Origin of the sequence: Streptomyces telluris (assembly GCF_024519335.1) — a bacterium.
GTDB lineage: Bacteria > Actinomycetota > Actinomycetes > Streptomycetales > Streptomycetaceae > Streptomyces > Streptomyces telluris.
Window position 1 is genome coordinate 62,680 of the sequence record NZ_JANIID010000008.1, and the last position, 23,576, is coordinate 86,255.

The following is a 23,576-nucleotide window of genomic DNA, read 5'->3' on the forward strand; positions in this document are numbered from 1 at the left end:
CGGGCCCCGGCCTCCGGCGCGCGGCGCCTCCGCGACGCGCGTCGGCCACGTCGGTCACGCCGAGCGCACCGTTCACGCCGAGACGTCGGCCCCCTGCTTGCGGTACCGGCCCGGCGCCACCCCGTACTCGCGCTTGAATGCCTTGGCGAAGGCGAACTCCGACGTGTATCCCGCCCGTTCGGCGACGGTGCGCAGCGGGGCGTCGCCCTCGCGCAGCAGTCGGCCCGCCGTCGTCATGCGCCACCAGGTGAGATAGGCGAGCGGCGGCTGGCCGACGAGTGCGGTGAAGCGCCGGGCGAAGGCGGCGCGGGACAGCGCCGCCCGGGCGGCGAGCTCCTCGACCGTCCACGGATGCGCCGGGTCGTCGTGGATGGCGTGCAGGGCGGCCGTGACGGCCGGGTCGCTCAGGGCCGCCGCCCATCCGGACGGCTCCTCGGGCCGCTCGCTCAGCCACCAGGTGCGCAGCAGGTAGAGCAGCAGGGTGTCGAGGAGCGCGGGCACGACGGCGTCGGATCCGGGCTGGGGGTCGGCCAGTTCGGCGCCGAGCAGGTCGACGGCGGCGCGCAGCCGGTCGTTGGTGCCGATGCGGGCCGGAAGGTGGATGAAGGGCGGCAGGCCCGTGAAGAGGGGGTGGGCCCGCGCCTTGTTCAGCCGGTAGGCGCCGCAGAGCATGAGGGTGTCGTCGCCGTGGGCGGGCCCCCGGTCACGGAGCGACGGCCAGGAGCCGTCCGCCTTCAACCGGGCTTCCTCCAGCGGCGTGCCCGGGTCGTCGGCGAGGCCGTGCCCGTACCCGTGGGCGAGGAAGACGACGTCGCCGGGGCCGAGCCGGACGGGTTCGGCGCCGCCGGGCGGAAGCAGCCACGCAGAGCCCTGGAGGACCACGTGGAAGCCGGCGCCTTCGGAGGCAGGGAAGCGGACGCCCCAGGGCGCGCGCTTGACCGAGCGCGAGGAGTGGGGGCGCCCGGTGCGCATGGCGGCGATCGCGTCGCTCAGTACGTCCATGGCGGCACTGTACCGCCGCGGTCGCACCGTGCCGCCATGATCGAAAGACGCTGGGACATAACCAGGAGGTTTTCGGATATGGATCGTCTTCCGCCTCCTCCGTACGGTCGTTCCCATGACAACTTCTTCTGCACACACGGCAATCACCGGGGCAATCACCGGGGCAATCGCCGGGGCGGCAGTCACCGGGACGGCAGTCACCAGGGCGGTCCTCTTCCACGAGCTCGGCGGTCCCGAGGTCCTCAGGGTCGAGGACGTGCCGCTCGCACAGCCCGGGCCCGGTGAGGTTCTCTTCCGCGTCGAGGCGATCGGCCTCAACCGGGCCGAGGCCCTCTTCCGCGCGGGCGGTTACTACTACCGGCCGACGCTGCCCGGCTCCCGGCTCGGCTACGAGGCGGCGGGCGTGGTCGAGTCGGTCGGCGAGGGCGTGACCGCGTTCGCCCCCGGCGACGCGGTGATGGCTGCGGCCAACTTCGACTTCGGCGTCCACGGGGTGTACGGCGAGCACGCCGTCCTGCCCGAGGGCTCGCTGGTGCACCGGCCCGAGGGTGTGGACGCGGTCACGTCCGCGGCGGCGTGGCTGTCGTACTCGACGGCGTACGGCGGCATGGTGGAGACCGGCGGGCTGGCCCCGGGCGACCACGTGGTCATCACGGCCGCCTCCAGCGGTACGGGGACGGCCGCGATCCAGACGGCCCGGCGGATGGGCGCGGTCCCGATCGCCACCACGCGCGGCGAGTCCAAGCGGGAGCGGCTGCTGGAGCTCGGCGCGGCCCATGTGATCAGCACCGGCTCCCAGGACCTGGTCGAGGAGGTCAGGCGGATCACCGGGGGCCGGGGTGCGCGGATGGCTTTCGACGGGGTGGGCGGCCCGGGCTTCGCGACCCTCGGCGACGCGCTCGCGCCCGGCGGCACGATGGTGGCCTACGGCTTCCTGGACCCGCGCCCCATCCAGCTGTCGATGAACTGGCCGCTGACCGTCCACGCGTACGGCAACGGAGTCATGTGCCGCGACGAGGCCTACCGCCGCCGGGCAGCCGCCTTCATCGGTTCGGGCCTGGCGGGCGGCACGCTGGCGCCCGTGATCGCCGAGACCTTCGACGGCCTGGAGGCCATCACGGACGCGCACCGCCTGATGGACTCCAGCACCTTCACCGGCAAGATCGTGGTGAAGGTGTGACCGCTGGGACGGCGACGAGCCGGGCCCTCCCGTGAGACGAGCCGGGCCCTCCCGTGAACAGCCGCCGCGCGGTGCTGCAGGCCCCTCTGCAAAGAGGGGCCGGCGGCCGCCCCGCGGCCACGGGGACAGCAGCGGCAAGTGATCGTTTCCGGCCGCAACGCAACCCCCGGATCGGGTGACCGGCCACGGTGGAGTGAATCGCACAAACGGCGACCGGCCCCCGCCCCAGAGCCTGCGGGCCGGTTGACGCCTCCTCGAATTCCCGAGCGACGAAACGCCCTTGGAAGGCCGTGACGCCCCCGATCAGGGGTCGTTTTCCCGATCGCTCGTCCGATCCGTACGTCAACGAGGAGGCGTAGTGCATCACCATCACGAGGACCCCGCGCACACCGGCGGGGCGCATCCGCTGTTCGAACACCGTCGGCCGGCAAGGCCGGTGGGATCCGGCGCGGCCATCGCCGGGAGGTGGCCGTCATGAGGCAGCGGGCGCGCTACACGTGCGTGGTCGACGTGATGGTCCTGCTGCACCGCGACGACGGCCGCGTCCTGCTGCTGCGGCGGGCCGGGGACGTGTACGCCGCCGGTCTCCTGGCCCCGCCCGGCGGGCACCTGGAGGACGGCGAGACCCTGACCGACGGCGCGCTGCGCGAGGTCGCCGAGGAGGTCGGGGTCGCCGTCGACCCGGCCGACCTGGAGTTCTGTCACCTGATCCACCACCGCAACCCCGAGGGGCAGGCCCGGGTCGGGGTCGTCTTCACCGCGCAGCGGTGGTCGGGCGAGCCGCGCAACCTGGAGCCGGAGAAGTGCTCCACGCTCGTCTGGGCCGACCCGGCGCACCCGCCCGCGGACTGCGTGCCCTGCACGGCCGCCGTCCTCGGCAGGTTCGCCTCGGGGGCGTTGCTGTCCACCCACGGCTGGGACGGGAAGCCGGGAGGCGCGGCATGAAGCAGGAGAACACGAAGCCGAGCGAGCAGAGCGCGGGTGTCCCGGCGGAGGGTGCTGCGCCCGGAAGCCGGCCGGATTCGGAACAGCTGCTGTTCGGCGGCCCGCTGCTGTACGACAACGGGTGGACCCGGCACGATGCGGCGTACTTCGAGATGTCGCTGTGGGCGATGGCCCTGCGCCTGCCCCGCCTCGTCCGCTCCACGGTGCGCCTGGCCCGGCAGGCCGACCGCCGGTCCCTGGCCGTGGTCGGCGCCGCCGAGCTGCTCCGGGGCGCGGGGCAGGCCGTGGGGCTGGTCGCGGTCAACGGCGTCCTGACCGCGGTCCTGGCCTCCGGGACCATCGCGCAGCGTCTGCTGGCGGCCGTCCCGGCGATGGTGGTGGTGACGCTCGCCGGGACGGTGAGCGCGCTGGCGGCGTCGGCTTCGACGTCGGGCACGGGCCGGCTGGAGCCGAAGGTCGAGCGGGTGGCGACCGAGCAGTACCTGGAGCGCGTGGTCCGGGTCGAGCTGGCGGCGATCGAGGACGCGGACTTCCACCGGCTGCTGGATTCGGCCCAGTACGGGGCCGCCGCGGCGCGCCGCATGATCGGTTACTGCACCGGCGTCATCGGGTCCCTGGTGTCCTTCGCGGCCGCCGCCGGCGTGCTGACGGTGCTGCATCCGGTGCTGCTGCCGCTCCTGGTCCTGATGACCGTGCCCCGCTCCTGGGCGGCCCTGCGGAACTCGCGGACGCGGTACGCGAGTTACCTGCGGTGGGTGCAGCACTCGCGGGCGGGGAGGCTGCTGAGCCAGACCCTGATGCGGACGGGGCCCGCCCCGGAGATCCGCGTCCACGGCGTCGGGCCCTTCCTGATGGATCACTTCCGCAGCATGTCGCAGGACTCCGAGGCCGAGCAGTCGCGGCTGGCCGACAGCGCCGCCCGGGTCCGGCTGGTGGCGTCCGCGCTCACCGGCGCCGCCACGGCCCTGACGTACCTGGCGCTGATCGGGCTGCTGGCGGCGGGGGCGATGGACCTGTCGGTGGCCGGCACCGCCGTGCTGGCCACGCGGACCGGCGGGCAGAGCCTGTCCACCCTCGTCCTGCAGGTCAACAACCTCTACGAGGAGGCCTGTTACGTACAGGACCTGGAGCGCCTGTGCCGGGAGGCGGCGGAGCGGGCCATTCCCGACGGCGGGCTGCCCGTGCCCGAGCGGCCGGCGCTGATCCGCTTCGAGAACGTCACCTTCCGCTATCCCGCCGACGGCTCCGAGGACCCCGCCGGCTCCCGGAGCCCGGAGCGGCCGGCGCTCAGGAACGTGTCCCTGGACATCCCCGCCGGGAGGATCGTGGCGCTCGTCGGGGTGAACGGCTCGGGCAAGACCACCGTCGCCAAGCTCGTGGCCGGTCTGTACCGGCCGGACGCGGGGAGCGTCCTGTGGGACGGCGTGGATGCCGGCGCCCTGGACCGGGCGCAGTTGTTCTCGCGGATCGCGATGGTCGGCCAGGACTTTCACCGGTGGCCGTTCACGTGCCGCATGAACGTGGCCATCGGCCGCACCGACCGGCCGCTGGACCAGCGGGCGGTGGAGGAGGCCGCCGTCCACTCGGGTGCCGACAAGGTCGTGGCGGAGCTGCCGAAGGGCTGGGACACGCTGCTGTCCAAGGGCTACAAGGGAGGCCATCAGATCTCCGGCGGCCAGTGGCAGCGGCTGGGCATCGCCCGCGCCCGCTACCGCGACGCCCGCATCCTCATCGTCGACGAGCCCACCTCGGCCCTGGACGCCCGGGCCGAGCTGGAGGTGTTCGAGCAGATCCGCAGGCTCGCGGACGGCGGGCAGACCGTCGTCCTGATCACCCACCGGCTCGCGTCCGTGCGGCACGCCGACGTCATCCACGTGCTGGAGCAGGGCGAGCTCCGGGAGAGCGGCACGTTCGAGGAGCTGCTGAGCACGCCGGGAGGCGTCTTCCGCAGCCTGTACGAGCTGCAGCGCGGGCAGTTCCAGGACGTGCCCGTACCGGAGCGGCAGCGGCGGCGGACGGCGTAGGTGCGGATGATGCAGAGGTGACTACAGCTGCGTAGGTGCGGCCCCCGGGCGGTTTCCGTCCGGGGGCCGCACCAATGCCGTACCGGGGCGGCGGGGGACGTGGCGTTCGAGCCGTCAACGCGCGTAGAAGCAGTGTCACCGGAATGCGCGCCCGCGCATCGCCCGCATCCGGTGGCCGACGGCTCATGATTCAGCACCATGGACATGGGCTCGCCGGCCGATGCGCCGGCTCCCCCGCCGGACGGCGCCCGCAACGGGCCGGCCGTCTCCCGCGGGGAGTTCGACGCGCTCTTCGAGAGGGTCCGCACGTGGGGCCGCTGGGCGCCCGCCGACCGCGGGGCCTGGAACCGGGTGACCGCGGACCACGTCCGGCGGGCCGGTGCCCTGGTGCGGACGGGGACCGTGGTGCCGATGGGGCGGCCGTGGGACACCGTGCCCGGTCCGGACAACACCAGGCCCGCCCTGCACTACATGTCCGACCTCGGTGACGTCGAGGCGCCCGAGCCCGCCGCGCACAAGGACTTCATCGGCGCCGACTACCACGGCAAGGCCGTCAGCCATCTGGACGCGCTCTCCCACATGGCCTACCGCGGGCGGTTCTACGGCGGCGGCACGGCGCGCGACCTCGTCGGCGCCGGAGGGGCCCGCTTCGGCGAGGTCGCGGCGCTCGGCCCTCTGGTGACCAGGGGGGTGCTCCTCGACCTGCCCACCGTCCTGGGCAGTCCGTGGCTGGAGCCGGGGCAGGCCGTGCACGCCGCGGACCTCACCGCCGCGGAGGAGGCGCACGGCGTGACGATCGGCGAGGGCGACGCCGTGCTGCTGCGGACCGGCCGTTTCCGGCGCCGCCGGGAAGCGGGCGCCTGGGATCCCGGCGCCTCCTCCGCGGGCCTCCACGCGCACGCCGTGCCCCTGCTGGCCGAGCGCGGCATCGCCCTGCTCGGCGGCGACGGCGACAGCGACGTCCGGCCCTCCCCCGTCGAGGGCCTGCACTCCCCCGTCCACACGCTCGCCATCGCCGCGATGGGGGTGCCGCTGCTGGACAACCTCGACCTCGAAGAGCTCTCCGCCGCCTGCGCCGGCGCGGGCCGTTACGCGTTCCTGTTCGTCGTGGCGCCCCTGAACATCCCCGGCGGCACGGGCTCCCCGGTCAACCCCGTGGCCGTGCTCTGAGGCCGGGCGGCCGCACCCGCACCCGCGGCCGCACCCCGCCCGTCGTCGCCGCCACCGTCGCCGTCGTCACCGATGGTGACCGGTCGACCGCACAGGCGGGACCCGTTCCGTTATGTCGGCAAAGTTCTAAAATGGAACAACAGTGCAGCCGCCCCGGTACGGGTGGCCATCGGCGCACGTACCGATGAGGAGTGATCCGGATGGGGCTCGTGGCGGACGACATCGGTCCCGTACGCGCCCGTGAGCAGTTCCTTCGCGGCGGGGCGGTCGAGGACGCCGTGCGCAGCCCGATCCTGGACTCGTGGCGGCGCAGCCGGGCTCTGGGGCTCTCGCCGGACGGGTGCGAGCTCCCCTACACGCAGGACCTCGACCTCGACGGCCGCCTCATCCGCGCGGCCGCGCCCGTCATGAGCCGGCTGCAGGCCATGTTCGACGGCAGGAGCATGAACATCTCCCTCGCCGACGCGCGCGGGGCGGTGCTGCAACGCCGGTTCGGCCAGGCCGCCATGGTCCAGCACCTGGCCGCGATACAGAGCGTCCCGGGCTTCGTGTTCGCCGAGAAGTACGGCGGGACCAACGGCATCGGCCTGGCCCTGGCGGAGCGGCAACTGGTCAACATCTACGGCGCCGAGCACTTCGCCGAGCGCTCGCAGGCGAACGCGTGCGTGGCGATCCCCGTACGGGACCCGCTCAACGGGCGCATCGAGGGGGTCCTCTGCTTCGGCTACCCCTACACGGACGCGGACACGGCGCTGGACGTCGTGATCCGCAGGGCGGCCGGCGCCATCGAACGGCGGCTGCTGGAACAGAGCTCGGCGCGGGAGCGCGCCCTGCTGCAGGCCTACCTCGAAGCCAGGCGCCGCGCACCGGCCGACGGCACGTCCGTCAACGGGCAGCTGGGCGAGCTCGCCGCGAGCGGCCTCGACTGGCGCGACCAGATGATCCTCAAGGAGAAGGCGGGCGAGCTGCTCGCCTCGGCCCAGCGGGCGGCCGTCGAGGTGATCCTGCCCGGCGACCGGCGGGTCACCCTGCTGAGCCGGCCGGTGACGAGCCCCTCCGGCGTGGAGGGCCTCGCCGTCGAGGCGGTCATCCCCTCACGCCACCAGCGCCTCGCCATCTCCACCGAGGCCGGAGAGCCCCTCGGCACTCCTCCCGGCCTCCTGGCGCAGCAGCACCTCACCGAAGCCGTCCCGCCGCCCGTGGGCCTTCCGGGCCGCCCGCCGCCCGGCCCGGACGCCGTGACGGCCCGCAGGCCCGGCGCGGCCGGTACCCCCGGCGCGCGCGGTGCGCCCGGCGGTGCGGGCCTTCCCGACGACGGCGGTGCGACCAGCGGGCTGGTGCTGGTGGGCGAGCCGGGGGTGGGGAAGTACGCCGTCGCGGCCCGGCGCCGCCTGGAGCTGCTGTCCGAGGCGAGCACCCGCATCGGCACCACGCTGGACGTGAGCCGCACCGCCCTGGAACTCGCCGAGATGGCCGTCCCGCGCCTGGCCGACTACGTCACCATCGACCTTCCGGCGGCGGTGCTGCGCGGCGACGAGCCGGCCGACCCGCGCAAGGACCTCCACCGCACGGTGGTCCACGGCGTCCGCGACGACTGCCCCTTCTACCCCGCGGGCGAGCCGGTCGACCTCAAGGAGACCACGCCGCAGCTGCGCTGTCTGACCAGCGGGGAGACCGTCCTGGAGCCCGATCTGCGGACCGCGTCGGGCTGGATCTCCCAGAACCCCGCGCGCGCCCAGCGCCTCCTGGCCCACGGCGTCCACTCCCTCATCACCGTCCCGCTCCTCGCCCGCGGCATCGTCCTGGGCATAGCGAGCTTCTACCGCTCCCAGGACCCCTCGCCCTTCGGCGACGACGACCGCTCGCTGGCGCAGGAGCTCACCACGCGCGCGGCCATCTGCATCGACAACGCCCGCCGCTACACGCGCGAGCACAGCATGGTCCTCGCCCTGCAGCACAGCCTGCTGCCGCACGGCTTCCCCGAGCAGAACGCCGTCGAGGTCGCGCACCGCTACATGCCCGCCGAGTCCGGCGTCGGCGGGGACTGGTTCGACGTCATCCCCCTCTCCAGCACCCGCGTCGCCCTCGTCGTCGGGGACGTCGTCGGCCACGGGCTGCACGCCGCCGCCACCATGGGCAGGCTGCGCACCGCCGCGCGCACCTTCGCCGAGCTGGACCTGCCTCCCGACGAGGTCCTCACCCACCTCGACAACCTCGTCGGGCGCCTGGACCGGGAGGAGTGCGGCGAGGACCCGTCCAACGGCAACACCGGCATCATCGGCGCCACCTGCCTGTACGTCATCTACGACCCCACCACGCAGCAGTGCACGATGGCGCGCGCCGGGCACCCGCCGCCCGCGCTGGTCCGCCCCGACGGCACCGTGACCTTCCCCGAGCTGCCCGCGGGCCCGCCCCTGGGGCTGGGCGGCCTCCCCTTCGAGAGCGCCGAGTTCCTCCTCCCGGAGGGCAGCCAGCTCGTCCTCTACACCGACGGGCTCATCGAGGACCGCCACCGCGACTTCGACGTGGCCCTGGAGCAGCTGCGCCGGGCCCTGTCCCACCCGAACCGCCCGCCCGAGGAGACCTGCCGGGAGGTCGTCCGGGCCGTGGTCCCGGAGCACCCCACCGACGACATCGCCCTGCTCGTCGCCCGCACCCACACCCTGGACCCGCACCGGATCGCCGTCTGGGACCTGCCCGCCGACCCGGCCCTCGTCTCCTCCGTCCGCTCCGCCGTCACCGCCCGCCTGACCGAGTGGGGACTGGAGGAGATCGCGTTCACCACCGAGCTGCTGCTCAGCGAGCTGGTCACCAACGCGATCCGGTACGGCACCGGCCCCATCCAGGTGCGCCTGCTCTACGACCGCGCGCTGACCTGCGAGGTCGCCGACACGAGCAGCACCGCCCCGCACCTGCGCCACGCGGCCACCACCGACGAGGGCGGCCGCGGCCTGTTCCTCGTCGCCCAGCTCTCCCAGTGCTGGGGCACGCGTTACACCGCCGGCGGCAAGGTCATCTGGGCGGAGTGCGCCCTGGAGGTCGGCGGCAAGCCCTTCGGCGCCGAGGCGTTCCTCGACGACATTCCGGCGATCTGACGGCCCATCCGGCTTCGGGGCCCGCGATGGCCGTAGCATGACGAAAACGGCGCAGATGATGAGATTTCGGTAACTGGTCCTGACAGGTCCCGGAGAAGTCCGTGCACGACACTCCCGACACCCGCCCTCCCCCGGGCCCCGGCCCCGAGCCCCTCGTCCGCATACGCGGCCTGAGCAAACGGCTCGGCGGCACCCTCGCGCTGGACGCGGTAGACCTCGACATCCGCACCGGCAGCGTCCTGGCCCTGCTCGGTGCCAACGGCGCCGGGAAGTCCACCCTGATCAAGGTGCTGGCGGGCATCCACCACGCGGACGAGGGCGAGGTGAGCATCGCCGGGCACCCGCTGGGCACCGAGGCGGCCTCCCGGGCCATGTCCTTCATCCACCAGGACCTGGGACTGGTCGGGTGGATGACCGTCGCCGAGAACATCGCCCTGGGCACCGGATACGCGCGCCGCGCAGGACTGGTGTCCTGGCGGCGGACCCGCCGCCGGTGCGCCGAGGCCCTGGGCACCGTCGCCGCGCACCTCGACCCGGACGCCGTCGTCGCCGACCTCACGCGGGCCGAACGCTCCCTGGTCGCCATCGCCCGCGCCCTGAGCACGCGCGCCGAACTGATCGTCCTGGACGAGCCGACCGCCAGCCTCCCGGCGGCCGACTGCGCGCGGCTCTTCGGCGTCCTGCACACCCTGCGCGACCACGGCCGCGCCGTCGTCTTCGTCACCCACCGGCTCGACGAGGTCTACAAGGTCGCGGACGCGTTCGCCGTGCTGCGCGACGGCCGGCTCGTCAGCCACGGCCCGCTCGCCGGCCACGGCCCCGCACGGCTGGTGCACGACATCGTGGGCCACGACGCCGTGGGCCACGGGCCGGGCGCCCACGGCATCACCGACCCCGCCCCCGGCCCCGCCGTCCTGACCCTCGACGACGTGCGCACCGAGAACACCGGGCCGGTCAGCCTGCGCCTGCGCCCCGGCGAGATCCTCGGCATGGTGGGCCTCACCGGCGCCGGGCACATGGAGCTGGGCCGCGCCCTCGCCGGCTCCCGGCCGGTCCTCGGCGGGCGGATCCTGCTCGCCGGGCGCCCGTACCACCCGGGCACGGTCGCGGCCGCCGTCGGCGACGGCGTCGGCTTCGTGACCAGCAACCGTCAGGAGGAGGGCTGCGCGCCCGAGCTGACCGTACGGGAGAACTTCCTGGCCAACCCCCGGGCGGCCGGCCTGCAGGGCGCGCACTGGATCAGCCCCGGGCGCGAGCGCGCCGAGGCCGGCGCCCTGATCGACCGGTTCGCGGTGCACCCCCGCGACAGCGAGGCGCCGATCGCCACCCTCTCCGGAGGCAACCAGCAGAAGGTCATGATCGGACGCTGGCTGGGGACGAGCCGGAACCTGCTGATCCTGGAGGAGCCGACCGCCGGCGTCGACGTCGGCGCCAAGGCGGCGATCTACCGGCTGCTCCGGGACGCACTGGCCGGAGGACTGGCCGTCCTGCTCATCTCCACCGACTTCGAGGAGGTCGCCGACGTGTGCCACCGCGCCCTGGTGTTCGTCCGCGGAACCCTGACGGCGGAGCTGAGCGGCGAAGCGCTCACGGTCACCGCGCTCACCCACGCGGCGTCGGACATCGCCGCCCTCACCGGAACCGGAACGCCGGGACGATGACGCCGCCCTCCCCTTCCTCTCCGCCGTCTCCGCCCGCGCCGCCCTCTCCTTCGCCCCGGCACCCGCCGGGCCACCGGTTCGGACACCTCGTCGGCGCCTACGGCCTCCTCGCCCTCACGGCCCTGCTGTTCGTGGCCTTCTCCCTCGCCCTGCCCGGCACCTTCCCCACCCTCGACAACGTCTCCGCCGTCCTGTCCAGCCAGTCCATCCCGGCGATGCTCGCGCTCGGCGCCACGATCCCCATCGCCGCCGGCAAGTTCGACCTGTCCATCGGCTACGGCCTCGGCCTCGCGCACGTCATGACGATGCACCTCATCGTCGCCGCGGGGTGGCCCTGGCCGCTCGCCTGCCTCGTGGTGATCCTGGGCGGGGCGGCCGTCGGCGCCGTCAACGGCACCGTCGTCGTATTCGCCAGGATCGACTCCTTCATCGCCACCCTCGGCACCGGCAGCATCATGTACGCCTTCACCGGCTGGATCACCGGCGGAGCCCGGATCGTCCCCGGCCCGCACGGCCTGCCCGCCGGCTTCACCGCCCTCTACGACTCCCGGTTCCTCGGCCTGCCGGTCTCCGCCTTCTACGTCCTCGCCCTCACCGCCGCGCTGTGGCTGCTCCTGGAACGGCTGCCCCTCGGCCGGTACTTCTACGTCATCGGCTCCAACGCCCGCGCCGCCGACCTCGTGGGCATCCCCTCCCGGCGCTACGTGATCTACTCCTTCATCGGATCGGGCCTGGTCTTCGGCGTCGCAGGCGTCCTGCTCGCCGCGCAGCAGCAGATCGGCAACCCCAGCGCCGGCATGGACTACCTGCTGCCCGCCTTCGTCGGCGCGCTCCTCGGCTCCACCGCGATCAGACCCGGCCGCGCCAACGCCCTCGGCACCCTCGTCGCCGTCGCCGTCCTGGCCGTCGGCCTCGCCGGAATCGGCCAGCTCGGCGCCCGCTTCTGGGTCACCCCGCTGTTCAACGGCAGCACCCTGCTCCTCGCCGTCGGCCTGGCCGGCTACGCCGCGCGCCGGCAGCTGCGCCGACGACGGACGGAACCCTCCCGGACGCCCCGCCACCCGCCCGGAGCCACGCGGTGACCACGTCCCGCCCCTGCCTGGCGGGCACGGTCGCGCTGGCGGTGGCGGTGGCGGCGTGCATCGTCGCCACCGGCTGCGAACGCGGCGCGTCGACGGGCGCCGCCTCCCCGCCCCCGGAGCCGGCGACGCCCGGGTGCCCCGCCGTCCTGGCGAAGGCCCGGGCCGCCACCCGGCAGGCCCAGAAGACCGACGCGGCCTGGGACGGCCCCACCACCGGCCCCCGGGCCGTCCCCGGCAAGAAGATCGTCTACGTCGCGCAGACCATGACCAACCCGGGCGTGGCCGGCACCGTCCGCGGCGTGCAGGACGCCGCGAAGACCATCGGCTGGGACGCCCGGGTGATCGACGGCCAGGGCACCCCCGCCGGGATCCAGGCGGCGTTCGGCCAGGCCGTCGCCCTCCGGCCGGCGGGCATCGTCATCGGCGGCTTCGACCCCCTGCTGACGTCCCAGCAGGTCGCGCGGGCCCACGCGGACCACATCCCGCTCATCGGCTGGCACGCGGTCGGCTCGCCCGGCCCGAGCAAGGACCCCGAGCTGTTCACCAACGTCACCACCCGGGTCGAGGACGTCGCGAGGATCAGCGCGGACTGGGTCATCGCGCACTCCCACGGCACCGCCGGGGCCGTGGTGTTCACCGACGCCTCGATCCCGTTCGCCAGGAACAAATCCGAACTGATCAAGAAAGAGCTCGCCACCTGCTCCGGCGTGAAGCTCCTCGCGGAGGAGAACATCCCGATCTCGGACACCAGCAGCCGCACCCCCCAGGACGTCTCCTCCCTCCTCTCCCGCTTCCCGGACGCCTGGACCCACTCCGTCGCCATCAACGACGTCTACTTCGCCGACGCCGCCCCGGCCCTGCGCGCCGCCCGCAGAAAGGGCGGCGGCCCCCCGTACAACATCGGCGCGGGCGACGGAGACCCCTCCGCCTTCCAACGCATCAACAGCAAACAATTCCAGGCCGCCACCGTGCCCGAACCACTCTCCCAGCAGGGCTGGCAAATCATCGACGAGCTCAACCGAGCCTTCTCCGACAGGCCCCCCAGCGGCTACGTGGCACCCGTCCACATCGCCACGGCCGCCAACAGCACCGGCACCACGTCCTGGGACCCACCGGGCTACCGGGAGGCCTACCGAAGCATCTGGGGCAAGTGATCAAGGGCGCTGAAAAGGCCCTCACACCCCCTCAGGGGCTGGACGACGGCGCGCCCTGCCCTGGGCTCGCCTGGGTAGGGAAGGAAGCGGCCTTGATCGTTCTCGATCAGCAGCCAGAACCTCCCGCATCATCTCGCCCCGGAACGTCGCGTGCAGTGCCAGCTATTCCCAGGCCAGGGGGTGCTGCCTGTAGTGCACGTTGGACCGCTCCGGCTCTCCCGGGTAGCGGTCGACGGAGATCCGGATCAGATAGCGGGTCACCGGCTCGGTGCCGGTATTTCGCAACCTCCGGCGCATCGCCATCCGGTACAAACGGCCGTCGTAGTCAAGCCGGCGCCTGGGCCGAGAAAACCCCGGCCGTGAGGAACGAGGCCGGACGGCTGCTGGACCACACCGACCGGCACCGCGGGCGGATCGACATCGCCGACGCCCGCCTCCGCTTCCGCTTCCTCTTCCGCCGCGTCACCCTCGGCAAGCTGCCGACTGGATGGGCGGCCGAGGCCCGCACCATCGTCACCCATTGCCGCCCGCTTGCCGCGAACACCCGCCAGTGGGCGACCCCGGTCAGCGAGAATGGAGAACAGGAGGCCGACTCGAAAGAGGAGGGGCCGAGGTGACGGCACGCGAGCCGACGGCAGTGCTGCTGGTGGGCATCACCGGCTCCGGCAAGACCATGCTCACGCAGGCACCCGCCGACCGGGGCATGGTCCGCCTGTCCGTGGACGAGGAGGTCCACCGCCTCCACGGCCGCTACGGCATCGACTACCCGGAAAACACCTACTTCGAGCGCGAACGCCCCGTCGTCGAAGCGATCCGCCAACGGCTTGCCGAGTACCTGGCAGCCGGGGATGACGTGGTCCTCGACCATGGCCTGTGGCTCCGCGCCGACCGCGACGCCTGGAAGAAGCTCATCGAAGCCGCGGACGGCCGGTGGCGGCTGGCCTACCTCCCCGTCGACCGGGACGAGCTGATGCGACGCCTGGCCGAGCGCAACCAGCGGGAGGACGCCAACGCCCTCGCCATCACCCCCGAGGCACTGGACGATTTCCTCGCCCGCTTCGAGCCCCCGGCCGACGACGAGCACGCCTTCGTCTACACCGGCGACCCCGACGCCGTACTCGCTCCCTGATCAACTGCGGCCTCTGACGTCCAGCCGTCTGGGTGTCGGCGGCCGTGCCCTTACCCAGGGTACTGACCACCATGCATCCGGCGGCGATGTACGGGCCGTGCTCGCTTCCGCCCTGCACACGCGCCGCAGCCGTCCTGAAAACAGCAGGCCGCGCCCTGCGGCCCGGTTCCTTCGAAGGGAATGCAGCATGAACGACCAGACGTGGGAGGTGATTCAGCGCCTCACGAACCGCTTAGACGATCACAGCACGCTTCCGGTCGAACAGCGTCGGATCCTTCAGATCCTCAAGATCAGCGAGGAGGCCGGCGGAGCCGCTCAGGCAGTGATCGGCGCAATGGGACAGAACCCGCGGAAGGACTTCTCCCACACCTGGGAGGACGTGCAGGCCGAAGTGTGCGACGTGGCCGTCACTGCAATGGTCGCTCTCAACCGGCTCACCCCGGACGCCGCCGAGGTCTTCGCCCGACATCTGACGGGAATCGTCGAACGCGATCTCAGCATGAAGCGCGCCCGCGTCGGGGGCCTGCTCTGTCGCCGTCGCCGTTCGCCGCAACGGCTCCGTTCTACCGCCGCTACCGATCCGGAGTGCCGGCTCCGGCCGCCGCCCTGCTCACCCGCTCGGTCGCCGACATCGAGCAGCCGACGTTGCTGGACCTCGGTTCCGGCACCGGGCAGGTTCCGCTCGCGCTGCACGGGGTGTTCGCCCAGGTCGACATCGTCGAGCCGAATGCCGGCATGGTCGCTGAGGCCAAGCGCCTCCTGCCCTACCTGGAAGGGCCTGGCCAGACCGTTCGCCTGCACCACGCGCAGGCCGAGCACTTCACCCCGCCATCCGAGACCTGGCGCGCGGACCTGGTGACGATCTGCAGGGCCTTCCACTGGGTCAGCCAGGGCACCGTCCTTCGCCAGCTGGATACCTGGACCGCTCCGCAGGCCACGGTCGCGGTCATGGGCGACCGAAGCCTGTGGACCCTCGACAACCGATGGGCCAAGGCCCTGCGCATGCTGATCCAGGAGTTCCTCGGTGACGACCGGCGTGCCGGCCCCAGCGACATCTTCAACCCGCACAACCGCCCCTACGCCGACGTCCTCGCCGAATCGGCCTTCAGCGACGTGCAGGAGTACCGGTTCAACGTCCTTCTCGCCTACCGCCCGTGACCAAACCCGCGTGCGAAGAGGGAGGTCAAGGAGCTGATGGCGAGCACAGGATCAGCACAAGCCAACGAGCTGGAGCGCGGGACGGCGCATGTCCGCCGTGCCATCCCCACCGACGCCGCCGGGCTCGCACGGTTGCGTCGCCTCCTCTACGACTACGACGCTTCGGCCCTGACGACTGTCTGGGATGGGGAAGCAGAAGCGGCCTTCACCTACCACCTGGCCTGCGATGCAGACTTCGTCGCGTTCGTCGTGGACCTCGGTCAGGGACAGCTTGCTTCGTCCGCTGTCGGTACCCTCGCCCGGCGCCTCCCTGGTCCGAACCCGGGCGGCCAGTACTACGGGTACATCGGGTCCGTGGCCACTGATCCGATGTGGAGACAGCGCGGCTATGGCCGAGCGGTCGTGACGGCGGTCATGGGATGGCTGTCCGACCAGGGCCGCGCGAGCGTCCGCCTGGACGCCTCCCCGAGCGGGTCGAAGCTGTACGAGCAGCTCGGCTTCGAGCAGATCAGCGCACCAGTACTTCAGTGGCAACCTCAAGCTTCGGAGGGATAGACCGTGCAGGAACCGGAAGGCACAGCTGCACTGATCGTCAACTCGGCCGGCGAGTACTTGCTGCACCTGCGGGACAACATCGAAGGGATCTGTGACCCGGGGACGTGGTCGCTGCTCGGAGGGAACCGGGACAGTGACGACGAGACGCCCGAGGCTGCTATCGCCCGGGAGCTGAAGGAGGAGGTAGGCCTCATCCTGCCGGAGTTGGAGAAGTACACGGTGCTCGACGCCCACGGGCCTCTGGGCGGTCAGATCACCGTCTTCCTCGGGCACTGGGACGGCGACGCGCGGGCTCTGCCCCTCACCGAGGGGATCATGCTGGGCTGGTTCCCGGCCGTGCTGGTTCCCCGGCTCGTGATGAGCCCCTGGGCAAAGTCGGTGATCGAACGGCACGAGGCCGAGCGGGCTCATGCTCCCGTCTCCGCCGCCCCCACCGCCATCGGAGCGGCTGGGGACGGACCACGGCCGGGGAGCGACTTCTACTGCGACGAGGCGCTGAGCGGCCGTACGCCCATCACGGTGGTGGCGGAAACCGATGCGGTGCTGGCCTTCGAACACACACGGCCCTCCTACCCCGTGCACATCGTGGTCGTGCCGAAGCAGCACACGCCGTCTCTCGCCGCACGGCGCCCACGGGGGCGAGACCCCGTGGGCGCCGTGAACGCGAGCGACGGGGAACAGAGGTCGGCGAGGGTGCTGCCGCAGAGGGCGTCGCGCACGTCTTGCCGGCGAGCTGGGGTGTGCAGGAGGGTTAGGCCGCGGCTTGGGAGGTCGACAGGTCGGCCCTGACGCCCGCCTCGCCTGCCGGGCAAGCTCTCCAGGGCGTACCTGGCGGGTCGGCGCTGGCCTCAGTAACCGGCCCTCGGCTCACTGTCGAGCAGCCGAGCGAGTTACGAGCCCGCTCGAAGTCATAATCGTTCACACATCCGCGCCTTACCCACATGGGTGAGGTGTTTGCGTTAAGCCTTCCCAACATTGACAAATGACGCTGTCCTGGCGGCAACTCGCATCCGAGCCGAGGGAGCGAAAGGGGATACTCGTGCCACGATGGAAGAGTGCGAGAGGATCTCGATCGGTCGCGGCCCTGACATTCATCGTCGCCGTCCTGGCCTTCATCACCCCGGCCACCGCCACATCCGGCAACCATCAAGGACTCACCCCTCAAGCACAGCAGGCGGGTCTGCCCCACGCCGAGGCGGGGCAAGGCTCGGTGCCCGGTGAGCGACAGGTCCAGGCGGACTGCCCGGCTCAAAACTTCTGCATGTTCTCAGGCACCAGCTTCACAGGCAGCCAGTTCAACCTGTACCGGTGTGACACCTACGCCCTGTCCAACTGGGAAGGGCACGGCTCCTGGATCAACAACCAGGCCCCCGGCACCCGGGCTCAGTTCCTGGATCAAAACAGCAACGTCATCTACACCACCCCTGGCGCCTACTCCGCGAGCTCTAGCCAGGACTGGACTCCTGTCTCGTACATCCGCAACTGCTGACCGTCCGCGTACTGGGCTTACTCACGTGATGCGACAACCAGCGAGGTGTCGCGCAAGCTTTCGCAGGCACCCGCCGACTCGTCGAACACGCGCTAGGACGGCGCTTGTGCTGCACCTTCCGTACGGAGGTGCAGCAGCAGGCCCTCAACGCCACTTCGGAGCCTGCGCCCGTCCTCGCTACCCCCGACCTACGGGGTAGTAAGCGCGAGCGCAACGCTGGTCAGGAGCAGTTGCAGGGGGCCTCCCGCCATGTCGCTGGGGCAGCTTCGGCCGGAGAGCCTCCGTGAGGGAGCTGCCGAAGCCGTTCCCCTCCAGATAGACGGAGGCAGCACACGGTTGCCGGGGCGGTCCGGGCGCCAATGCCGCGGGAGTCGATCAGCCCGTACGAGGCGGGCGGGCCGGCGGGCGACGGCGCTGGGCGCCCCGGACAAAGACGGCCGGGCGCCGGCGGTGTCCATATTCGCGGTCGAACGGCTCATCGCGCTGGGTCTGCTGTTCGCCCTGAGCCATAACCACAAGTACCCGAAAAGCCTAGCCCGGACCAAGTCGACGCGGTCGGCACCCGGCCGGATCTCCCAGAGACCCTGGCCAAGGAAGCACCACTCGGGCCCGAGCAGGCCGCCGGCCGGCTCAGCGTGCGCAGGCGGTGGTGCCGGTCGCATACACGCCGACTGATACGGCGGGGCCAGCGCAGTGGCGTGCGGGATATCCCGGCGCGTCAGGGAGTGCCAAGCCGTCTGGTGAGGTCACCTTCCTCGCGTTCAAGTTGCATGATCTCCTCTACGGTGGTCAACCACTGCACCGCGTCCTCGGCGCGACGGCGCCCTTCCCGAACCGGTGCAAGGAGCGATTCTCCTTCCCGGCGATCGCGATCGAGCTCCTGCGCCGGTCGAAGTCCTCGCTGTCCGGTCCCGGCATCGGACACCTACGGCCCGGCCACGCAGAAGGCCGTGGCCGGCTTCAACGCCAAGCACGGCCTTTACACCACGGGCCGGCCGTACGACCCGGCCATCGGCCGGCGTGGCTGGGACCTGCTCCACAAGCTCGCCTACGGAAGCTGAGAGAAGACCACGGGAACGTTCATTCATGCGCACAGCACCCGCCTGTACGCCATCGACGCGGCGGGCATCGCGCTCGTCGCCCACTACGTCGATGACCTGCCGCAGGCCCTGATCCTGGGTCTGACCGCGGCCGTCCTGAGTACGGGCGAGGTCGTCCAGCACGTCGAGGACGGCAAGACGAAGGCCGCGGCAGTACCGTCTGCGCCACCGCTGCTTACAGCGGTCGAGTAACACTCGGGGACTCGTCGTTTCAGGGAGCGATCGGTCGAGCCGTCGCGGCAGCAATGCCACCAAGCTTCCTCGTACGCCTCTTGCCCTGTGCCGATCAATTTCTGTGGCCCATTCGTGGCGCAGGTCCGGGCCCGGCGCATAGCGGCTGAGCAGTACGGGGATGCTCCTGCGGCTGGAGAGTCGGCGCCCGGCTGGCGATAGGTGCCGCGTGGACGAAAGGGGTACGGCCCGGTGATTGGTGACACCTTCGTGGCGAACCGCTTCGCTGTCGAGCTGGGGCAGTACCAGGTGGCGACCTACCAGAGCGTCAGCGGCCTGCAGGTAGGGCTGGAGGCTGTCGGGACGAAGCAGGTCGCGCCGAACGGCGACCTGCTCGCGCGGAAGCAATCCGGTCCCCGGGCGACGGGCGAGATCACATTGTCCCGAGCGATGGACCAGGACACGAAGTGGCTCGACTGGGTGAACGCAAGTGCGCGCGAGGTCGGCGCCGACACTGCTCGGACGAACATCTCGATCGCGCTATTGGACTCACAGAAGAAGGTGGCCCAGCGGTTCCACCTGACGAACGCCTGGGCGAAGGACTGGAGCGGACCCGGCTTGGACGCCTCCAGCAGCGAACCCTCGATCGAGAGGGTGACGATCGCGTACGAGGCGATCGCGGTCGAGTAACCGGAAGGCCCCCGGCCGTCACCCGCGGCGGGGGCCTCCTCATGCCCAGGGGGCGTCGGTCAGCTCGCGCGTGGGAGGGTGTGGTGGGGGATGCGCGGGATACGGCCGGTCGGGTTCGGGCGCTACCGGTCCAAGCGTCCGTACCGCAGGATGTGCAACCTACCTCCCGCCACTGACACAGCTGTGGGGCGAGGAAGCGGGCGAAGCCGGAGCCGGGCCGTCCGCCCCTACCTCGGCGGTCAGCCCAGCCTACGCCCCAAGTGTATTGACCCGCAGCGTTGTCAACGCGGCTGATGGGCGAATGCCCTGGCCTCTGCCTGCTAGCGCGCCACTGCCGTTACTGAATATCCGCCTCACCCTCTGGGGTGGATTGCGCACCTGATGGCAACAATTCTTGACGGTTTCTGCTGTGCTGGGCATACCTGCATACCGGAGGTCATGTCATGCGATACCGCACCATCGCGTTGTACGCACCCGCCGCTGCGGCCCTCCTGGCTCTGGCCATGCCGACGGGAACCGCTCAGGCAGCCACCGGCACTTTCTTCTACCACGAGCAGCCCGGAGACATCCAACGCTCTCTGACCAACCCGCCGGACAACACATGCTTCAACCTCGGAAACGGCGGCGGCCCAATCTCCAACCAAACCAACCGGGTGGCCAACGTCTACTTCGCGAGCAACTGCACTGGCGGTGTCTTCGGTTTCTTCAACCCCGGCGACAACGGCACGCTGCCCGAGTATCACAGCGTGAAGTTCACAGAGTTCCCCCCGTAACTCCACTCAAGCGAGGGGGCGCCCCTGGCCCGAGCAGCAGCGGCCTGGGGCCATGCTCGGGCCCTCTGAGCCGGCCGGCACGCGGCCACACCAGGAACGGGCGACGGGGTGCTGGTACGGAAGGTGCCCCGATTGAAGCTGCACACGGTCCGCCAGGCCAGCGTCGTTCTCCCCGCTCTGGACGATCCAGATCTCCGTCCAGACCTCCGTCCAGATCTCCGGTTCCACCGCGCCCGCGCCCACGCGACAGGCCCGGTGATCTTCTCGAAATGCTCCCTGGCGGAGGCCTCTTTCGACCGGTGCGACCTATCCGCGGCCTGCTTCGACGGCTGCGGCGTGCGGCGCACCGAGTTCGAAGCCGGTCCGTACCGGGCTTGCCGGCGGTGACCTTCCAGCCCGTCTCCTCCCAGCCCGTCTCCTCCTCGAACTCCCGCTCCACCGTGTGCTCCGAGGCCAGGAGATGTCGCCCTCATAGAAGATCCGGTCACCGGTGAACTCCCGGCGGCCTCGGACAAGGCTGTCGAGAATCACCGGCTTCATCCCCTGCTCCAGGCAGGCCGACGCCACGGAGCTTCCGATACAACCGGCTCCCCCGGCAATGAGAACAGACGCGATCTTCGCTTGCCGGACTTCGAAGAAAACAGGCAACTGGCAGCAAGGCTGGCGAAGTTGCGCACGCAGAACCGGAAGAACCTGCCGCCGTTCGCGTGCCGTTCACCGTCGAGGGGTTGCGCTCTCCGAAGGCCCCCTGGACCGTGACCACCCGAAGGCAAGACCAGTTGGGCATCGGGTGCCTCTATCTGGGCGCTCTTTACCCAAGAGGGAGGGAGACGGAAGAAGGACCATTCGGCCAGCTCGTCACAGCGGGCGGGGTATTCCAGAAGCTGTTCGAACTCTCACAGGAGCGATGGAGGGGAACGATCGTGCCCGACTCTGCGGGGTGGATCAGGAACGCGGCCACCGGGATCATCGTCAAGGAGCAGCACCTGCTGATGATCCGGGAGAACTGGCCGCGCCCGGATACCTTCTTCCTGCCTGGTGGTGGCCAGCAGCCCGGCGAGACGCTGAGCGAGTGTGCCGAGCGGGAGGTGCTGGAAGAGACCGGCGTCAGCGTCACGGCCGTGCGCCTGGCCGTGATCCGCGAATACATCCCCGCCCGTCACCAGGACATGACACCGACGCCGTCCGGAGCCACCCACCGCGTGGAGGCGATGTTCTGGTGCGAGATCGTGGCGGAGCCTGCGCTGCTCGGTGGGCACAACGAAGACGACCTGCAAACCGGCGTCGAATGGGTACCCCTGTCCAAGCTCGAACACATCCGGCTGCTGCCGCCGTCGCTCCCCCGGATCGTCCACGCCATGGTCAACGATCCGGGCGCGGGCGCCGTCTACCTCGGGGACGACCATGACTGAGTCGATAGTGCTGTTCGACCTGGACGACACCCTGATCCGGCGCCGGGATGCGTTCCAGCAGTGGGCGGCCGAGTTCTCCGACGAGCACCAGGTGCCGCTGGAATGGCTGCTGAAGACGGATCCGGGGTACTCGTCGCGCCGGGCGGACTTCTTCGAGCTGGTGAAGTCCACCTTCGGTGTCCGGCCCAGCGTACCGGAGCTGCATGCCCAGTACCGGCGGCGGATGCCTGAGCTGGTCGAGCCGGACCCGAACCTCGCCCCCACCACGTCATCCACACGGTCACCGAAGCGGACCGCGTCCTGCGGAAAGGAACTGTGAGTTGACCAAGCACCCCCAGCTGCCCCGAGCCGAATGGCTCGCCCGTCGCGCACGAATCCTCGGGTGCGCCGCGTCCCTGGTCCACGACTCCGAACTTCGGATCATGCTGCTGCACACCTCGTGGACCGACGAGTGGCAGCTTCCCGGTGGGGGGCACGACGACGGCGAGGACTTGTGGGAGACGGCCGTACGCGAGACCTACGAGGAAACCGGTTTGGCCATGCCGGACCAGCCCGAGTTGCTCGCAGTCGACTGGGGCCTGCATCCCGAGGGCATCCCGGAAGTCTTCATCCTGTTCAAGGGACCGCTCGTTGACGCGAGCTCGGTCGAGGTGCAGCTGTCCGACGAGCACGATGCCTGGCGCATGCTTACCGCCGAGGAGTGGGCACCGCTGGTGCATCCGGAGCAGGCCCGTGTCCTGGCCATCGCTACCGGCGTGCTGCGCGGCGGGCCCTGCCCCTATCTGCGCGAGGCCGGTCATCTGGCGGACATCCGGTAGCGACTTGGGCAAACCCTCACGTGAACCCGGATTCATCACGGCCGGCTCACCAAGAGCGTCTTGCCACGGCCCTGACCGGAGTGAACAGGAGCGACACGCATCATGACGTCACCAACCCTGACCGTCGTCAGCGGTGGGCCCGGTACCGGAAAGACAACGCTGGCGCACGCACTCGCTCACGAGCTCGGATGTCCTGCGATCATCCGTGACGAGATCAAGCAAGGGCTCGTCCTCGCCACCCCGGGATACCAAGCGGGCGGCGAAGATCCACTCAACTACAAGGCCCTTGACGCATTCTTCGAGGTCACCGGAGCCCTCCTTCGCGCCGGCGTCACAACCGTGATCGAAGCCGCATTCCAAGACCGGCTATGGCGGCCGCACCTCGAACCGCTCACCGGCCTCGCCGAGATCCGCATCATCCGCTGCACCACCCCCGCAGCGATCGCTCACGACCGAATCGCCCACCGCGCACAGCACAGCGGTCACCGCGCCGCGCACGGCGACCACGACCTGCTCGAAGCGATCGCCGCGGGCGAGCACTCGCTTGACTCCTGGGTGCCGATCTCCCTTGACGTCCCCACGCTCCTGGTCGACACCTCGGATGGCTACAGCCCCGGCATCCAGGATGTCGTCAAGTTCATCCGGACAGCCACACAGACCGACCCGTCCACCATCAAGTCCCCTGAGGAGTGATTCCTACCGAATCTCCGGGCCTGCCCGAAGGCGACTTTCGCCGAGCCGATGCCGAGCCGATGCCGAGCCGGTGCCGAGCCGATGCCGAGCCTGACGGCGCGCTACCAGCGGCGCACGCCAGGCGGGGTCCGGATGCGCGGATCCCGAGCGTTACTCTGTCGCAGTGGAGGGGCGGGACGTGGAACGGCTCAGCCACTGACTCCGCGCACTTCCCGGCGTCGAAGTCGCCTGCCGCGATGCTCCCCGGTCTACCGGGCAGAGGTTGGGGTCGAGCC

23 protein-coding genes are annotated in these 23,576 nt (G+C 71.1%); 20 read left to right on the plus strand and 3 right to left on the minus strand.

Annotation, left to right across the window (positions count from 1 at the left end):
* Positions 1 to 72: 72 nt before the first annotated feature.
* Positions 73 to 1,002 carry an AraC family transcriptional regulator gene (locus NQU55_RS11595; RefSeq protein WP_168091582.1) on the minus strand — a complete coding sequence of 310 codons (930 nt, stop codon included), beginning with the start codon at positions 1,000 to 1,002 and terminating at the stop codon, positions 73 to 75.
* A 115-nt stretch (positions 1,003 to 1,117) separates the two neighbouring features.
* On the opposite strand from NQU55_RS11595, the gene NQU55_RS11600 reads away from it, so the two are divergent.
* The 8 genes from NQU55_RS11600 to NQU55_RS11635 all read left to right on the plus strand — a co-directional run bounded on the left by NQU55_RS11600 (position 1,118) and on the right by NQU55_RS11635 (position 13,313).
* Positions 1,118 to 2,182: a zinc-dependent alcohol dehydrogenase family protein gene (locus NQU55_RS11600; protein ID WP_168091583.1), complete on the plus strand. Its 1,065-nt coding sequence runs from the start codon at positions 1,118 to 1,120 to the stop codon at positions 2,180 to 2,182.
* 474 nt (positions 2,183 to 2,656) lie between these two features.
* Entirely contained in the window at positions 2,657 to 3,127 is a 471-nt protein-coding gene (locus NQU55_RS11605; RefSeq protein WP_168091584.1) for an NUDIX hydrolase, read from the plus strand.
* Entirely contained in the window at positions 3,124 to 5,151 is a 2,028-nt protein-coding gene (locus NQU55_RS11610) for an ABC transporter ATP-binding protein (protein WP_168091585.1), read from the plus strand. The genes NQU55_RS11605 and NQU55_RS11610 overlap by 4 nt, the downstream gene beginning before the upstream one ends.
* 198 nt (positions 5,152 to 5,349) lie before the next feature.
* Entirely contained in the window at positions 5,350 to 6,321 is a 972-nt protein-coding gene (locus NQU55_RS11615) for a cyclase family protein (RefSeq protein ID WP_372504688.1), read from the plus strand.
* Between the two features lie 200 nt (positions 6,322 to 6,521).
* Entirely contained in the window at positions 6,522 to 9,416 is a 2,895-nt protein-coding gene (locus NQU55_RS11620) for a SpoIIE family protein phosphatase (RefSeq protein WP_168091586.1), read from the plus strand.
* 101 nt (positions 9,417 to 9,517) lie between these two features.
* Positions 9,518 to 11,077 carry a sugar ABC transporter ATP-binding protein gene (locus tag NQU55_RS11625; RefSeq protein ID WP_168091587.1) on the plus strand — a complete coding sequence of 520 codons (1,560 nt, stop codon included), beginning with the start codon at positions 9,518 to 9,520 and terminating at the stop codon, positions 11,075 to 11,077.
* Complete coding sequence (locus tag NQU55_RS11630; RefSeq protein WP_168091588.1) at positions 11,074 to 12,159, plus strand: ABC transporter permease; 1,086 nt, start codon at positions 11,074 to 11,076, stop codon at positions 12,157 to 12,159. The genes NQU55_RS11625 and NQU55_RS11630 overlap by 4 nt, the downstream gene beginning before the upstream one ends.
* The gene (locus NQU55_RS11635; RefSeq protein ID WP_168091589.1) at positions 12,156 to 13,313 is read left to right on the plus strand and encodes a substrate-binding domain-containing protein; all 1,158 of its coding nucleotides are present in this window, start codon (positions 12,156 to 12,158) and stop codon (positions 13,311 to 13,313) included. Before NQU55_RS11630 ends, NQU55_RS11635 begins: the two co-directional genes overlap by 4 nt.
* 162 nt (positions 13,314 to 13,475) lie before the next feature.
* Here the strand turns inward: NQU55_RS11635 and NQU55_RS11640 are convergent, their stop codons facing one another.
* A complete protein-coding gene (locus NQU55_RS11640; protein ID WP_256790442.1) occupies positions 13,476 to 13,598 on the minus strand; it encodes a hypothetical protein in 123 nt (40 codons plus the stop codon).
* A 74-nt stretch (positions 13,599 to 13,672) separates the two neighbouring features.
* On the opposite strand from NQU55_RS11640, the gene NQU55_RS11645 reads away from it, so the two are divergent.
* Entirely contained in the window at positions 13,673 to 13,930 is a 258-nt protein-coding gene (locus NQU55_RS11645; RefSeq protein ID WP_240976166.1) for a hypothetical protein, read from the plus strand.
* On the plus strand, positions 13,927 to 14,442 hold the full coding sequence (locus NQU55_RS11650; protein ID WP_256790443.1) for a P-loop nucleotide/nucleoside kinase family protein: 516 nt from the start codon (positions 13,927 to 13,929) through the stop codon (positions 14,440 to 14,442). The genes NQU55_RS11645 and NQU55_RS11650 overlap by 4 nt, the downstream gene beginning before the upstream one ends.
* A 232-nt stretch (positions 14,443 to 14,674) precedes the next feature.
* Here NQU55_RS11650 and NQU55_RS37090 read toward each other — a convergent pair whose 3' ends face one another.
* Positions 14,675 to 14,995 (minus strand): hypothetical protein, encoded by a 321-nt coding sequence (locus NQU55_RS37090; RefSeq protein WP_168091591.1) that lies wholly within the window; start codon positions 14,993 to 14,995, stop codon positions 14,675 to 14,677.
* 32 nt (positions 14,996 to 15,027) lie between these two features.
* On the opposite strand from NQU55_RS37090, the gene NQU55_RS11660 reads away from it, so the two are divergent.
* From NQU55_RS11660 to NQU55_RS11705, 10 genes are all read left to right on the plus strand, one after another.
* Positions 15,028 to 15,600 carry a class I SAM-dependent methyltransferase gene (locus NQU55_RS11660; RefSeq protein ID WP_168091592.1) on the plus strand — a complete coding sequence of 191 codons (573 nt, stop codon included), beginning with the start codon at positions 15,028 to 15,030 and terminating at the stop codon, positions 15,598 to 15,600.
* A 36-nt stretch (positions 15,601 to 15,636) separates the two neighbouring features.
* Positions 15,637 to 16,155 (plus strand): GNAT family N-acetyltransferase, encoded by a 519-nt coding sequence (locus NQU55_RS11665; protein ID WP_256790444.1) that lies wholly within the window; start codon positions 15,637 to 15,639, stop codon positions 16,153 to 16,155.
* Between the two features lie 3 nt (positions 16,156 to 16,158).
* Entirely contained in the window at positions 16,159 to 16,944 is a 786-nt protein-coding gene (locus tag NQU55_RS11670; protein WP_256790445.1) for an NUDIX domain-containing protein, read from the plus strand.
* Between the two features lie 193 nt (positions 16,945 to 17,137).
* Entirely contained in the window at positions 17,138 to 17,644 is a 507-nt protein-coding gene (locus NQU55_RS11675; RefSeq protein ID WP_168095942.1) for a peptidase inhibitor family I36 protein, read from the plus strand.
* Positions 17,645 to 19,167: 1,523 nt separating this feature from the next.
* On the plus strand, positions 19,168 to 19,605 hold the full coding sequence (locus tag NQU55_RS11680; protein WP_168095941.1) for a phage tail protein: 438 nt from the start codon (positions 19,168 to 19,170) through the stop codon (positions 19,603 to 19,605).
* A 443-nt stretch (positions 19,606 to 20,048) separates the two neighbouring features.
* Positions 20,049 to 20,378, plus strand: coding sequence for a hypothetical protein (locus tag NQU55_RS11685; RefSeq protein WP_168095940.1), 330 nt, complete (start codon positions 20,049 to 20,051; stop codon positions 20,376 to 20,378).
* Between the two features lie 923 nt (positions 20,379 to 21,301).
* Positions 21,302 to 21,790, plus strand: coding sequence for an NUDIX domain-containing protein (locus NQU55_RS11690; protein WP_256790446.1), 489 nt, complete (start codon positions 21,302 to 21,304; stop codon positions 21,788 to 21,790).
* A complete protein-coding gene (locus NQU55_RS11695) occupies positions 21,783 to 22,109 on the plus strand; it encodes an HAD family hydrolase (protein ID WP_168097005.1) in 327 nt (108 codons plus the stop codon). Before NQU55_RS11690 ends, NQU55_RS11695 begins: the two co-directional genes overlap by 8 nt.
* Position 22,110: 1 nt before the next feature.
* Entirely contained in the window at positions 22,111 to 22,608 is a 498-nt protein-coding gene (locus NQU55_RS11700) for an NUDIX domain-containing protein (RefSeq protein ID WP_206330252.1), read from the plus strand.
* Positions 22,609 to 22,710: 102 nt separating this feature from the next.
* Complete coding sequence (locus NQU55_RS11705; RefSeq protein WP_256790450.1) at positions 22,711 to 23,301, plus strand: P-loop nucleotide/nucleoside kinase family protein; 591 nt, start codon at positions 22,711 to 22,713, stop codon at positions 23,299 to 23,301.
* The last annotated feature ends 275 nt before the right edge of the window (positions 23,302 to 23,576 follow it).

Excerpts from the sequence above, each read along its gene's own strand:
- NQU55_RS11595 (WP_168091582.1), bottom strand. The coding sequence starts at position 1,002 with ATGGACGTACTGAGCGACGCGATCGCCGCCATGCGCACCGGGCGCCCC.
- NQU55_RS11600 (WP_168091583.1), top strand. The coding sequence starts at position 1,118 with ATGACAACTTCTTCTGCACACACGGCAATCACCGGGGCAATCACCGGG.
- NQU55_RS11605 (WP_168091584.1), top strand. The coding sequence starts at position 2,657 with ATGAGGCAGCGGGCGCGCTACACGTGCGTGGTCGACGTGATGGTCCTG.
- NQU55_RS11610 (WP_168091585.1), top strand. The coding sequence starts at position 3,124 with ATGAAGCAGGAGAACACGAAGCCGAGCGAGCAGAGCGCGGGTGTCCCG.
- NQU55_RS11615 (WP_372504688.1), top strand. The coding sequence starts at position 5,350 with ATGGACATGGGCTCGCCGGCCGATGCGCCGGCTCCCCCGCCGGACGGC.
- NQU55_RS11620 (WP_168091586.1), top strand. The coding sequence starts at position 6,522 with ATGGGGCTCGTGGCGGACGACATCGGTCCCGTACGCGCCCGTGAGCAG.
- NQU55_RS11630 (WP_168091588.1), top strand. The coding sequence starts at position 11,074 with ATGACGCCGCCCTCCCCTTCCTCTCCGCCGTCTCCGCCCGCGCCGCCC.
- NQU55_RS11665 (WP_256790444.1), top strand. The coding sequence starts at position 15,637 with ATGGCGAGCACAGGATCAGCACAAGCCAACGAGCTGGAGCGCGGGACG.
- NQU55_RS11675 (WP_168095942.1), top strand. The coding sequence starts at position 17,138 with ATGACGCTGTCCTGGCGGCAACTCGCATCCGAGCCGAGGGAGCGAAAG.
- NQU55_RS11685 (WP_168095940.1), top strand. The coding sequence starts at position 20,049 with ATGCGATACCGCACCATCGCGTTGTACGCACCCGCCGCTGCGGCCCTC.
- NQU55_RS11695 (WP_168097005.1), top strand. The coding sequence starts at position 21,783 with ATGACTGAGTCGATAGTGCTGTTCGACCTGGACGACACCCTGATCCGG.
- NQU55_RS11705 (WP_256790450.1), top strand. The coding sequence starts at position 22,711 with ATGACGTCACCAACCCTGACCGTCGTCAGCGGTGGGCCCGGTACCGGA.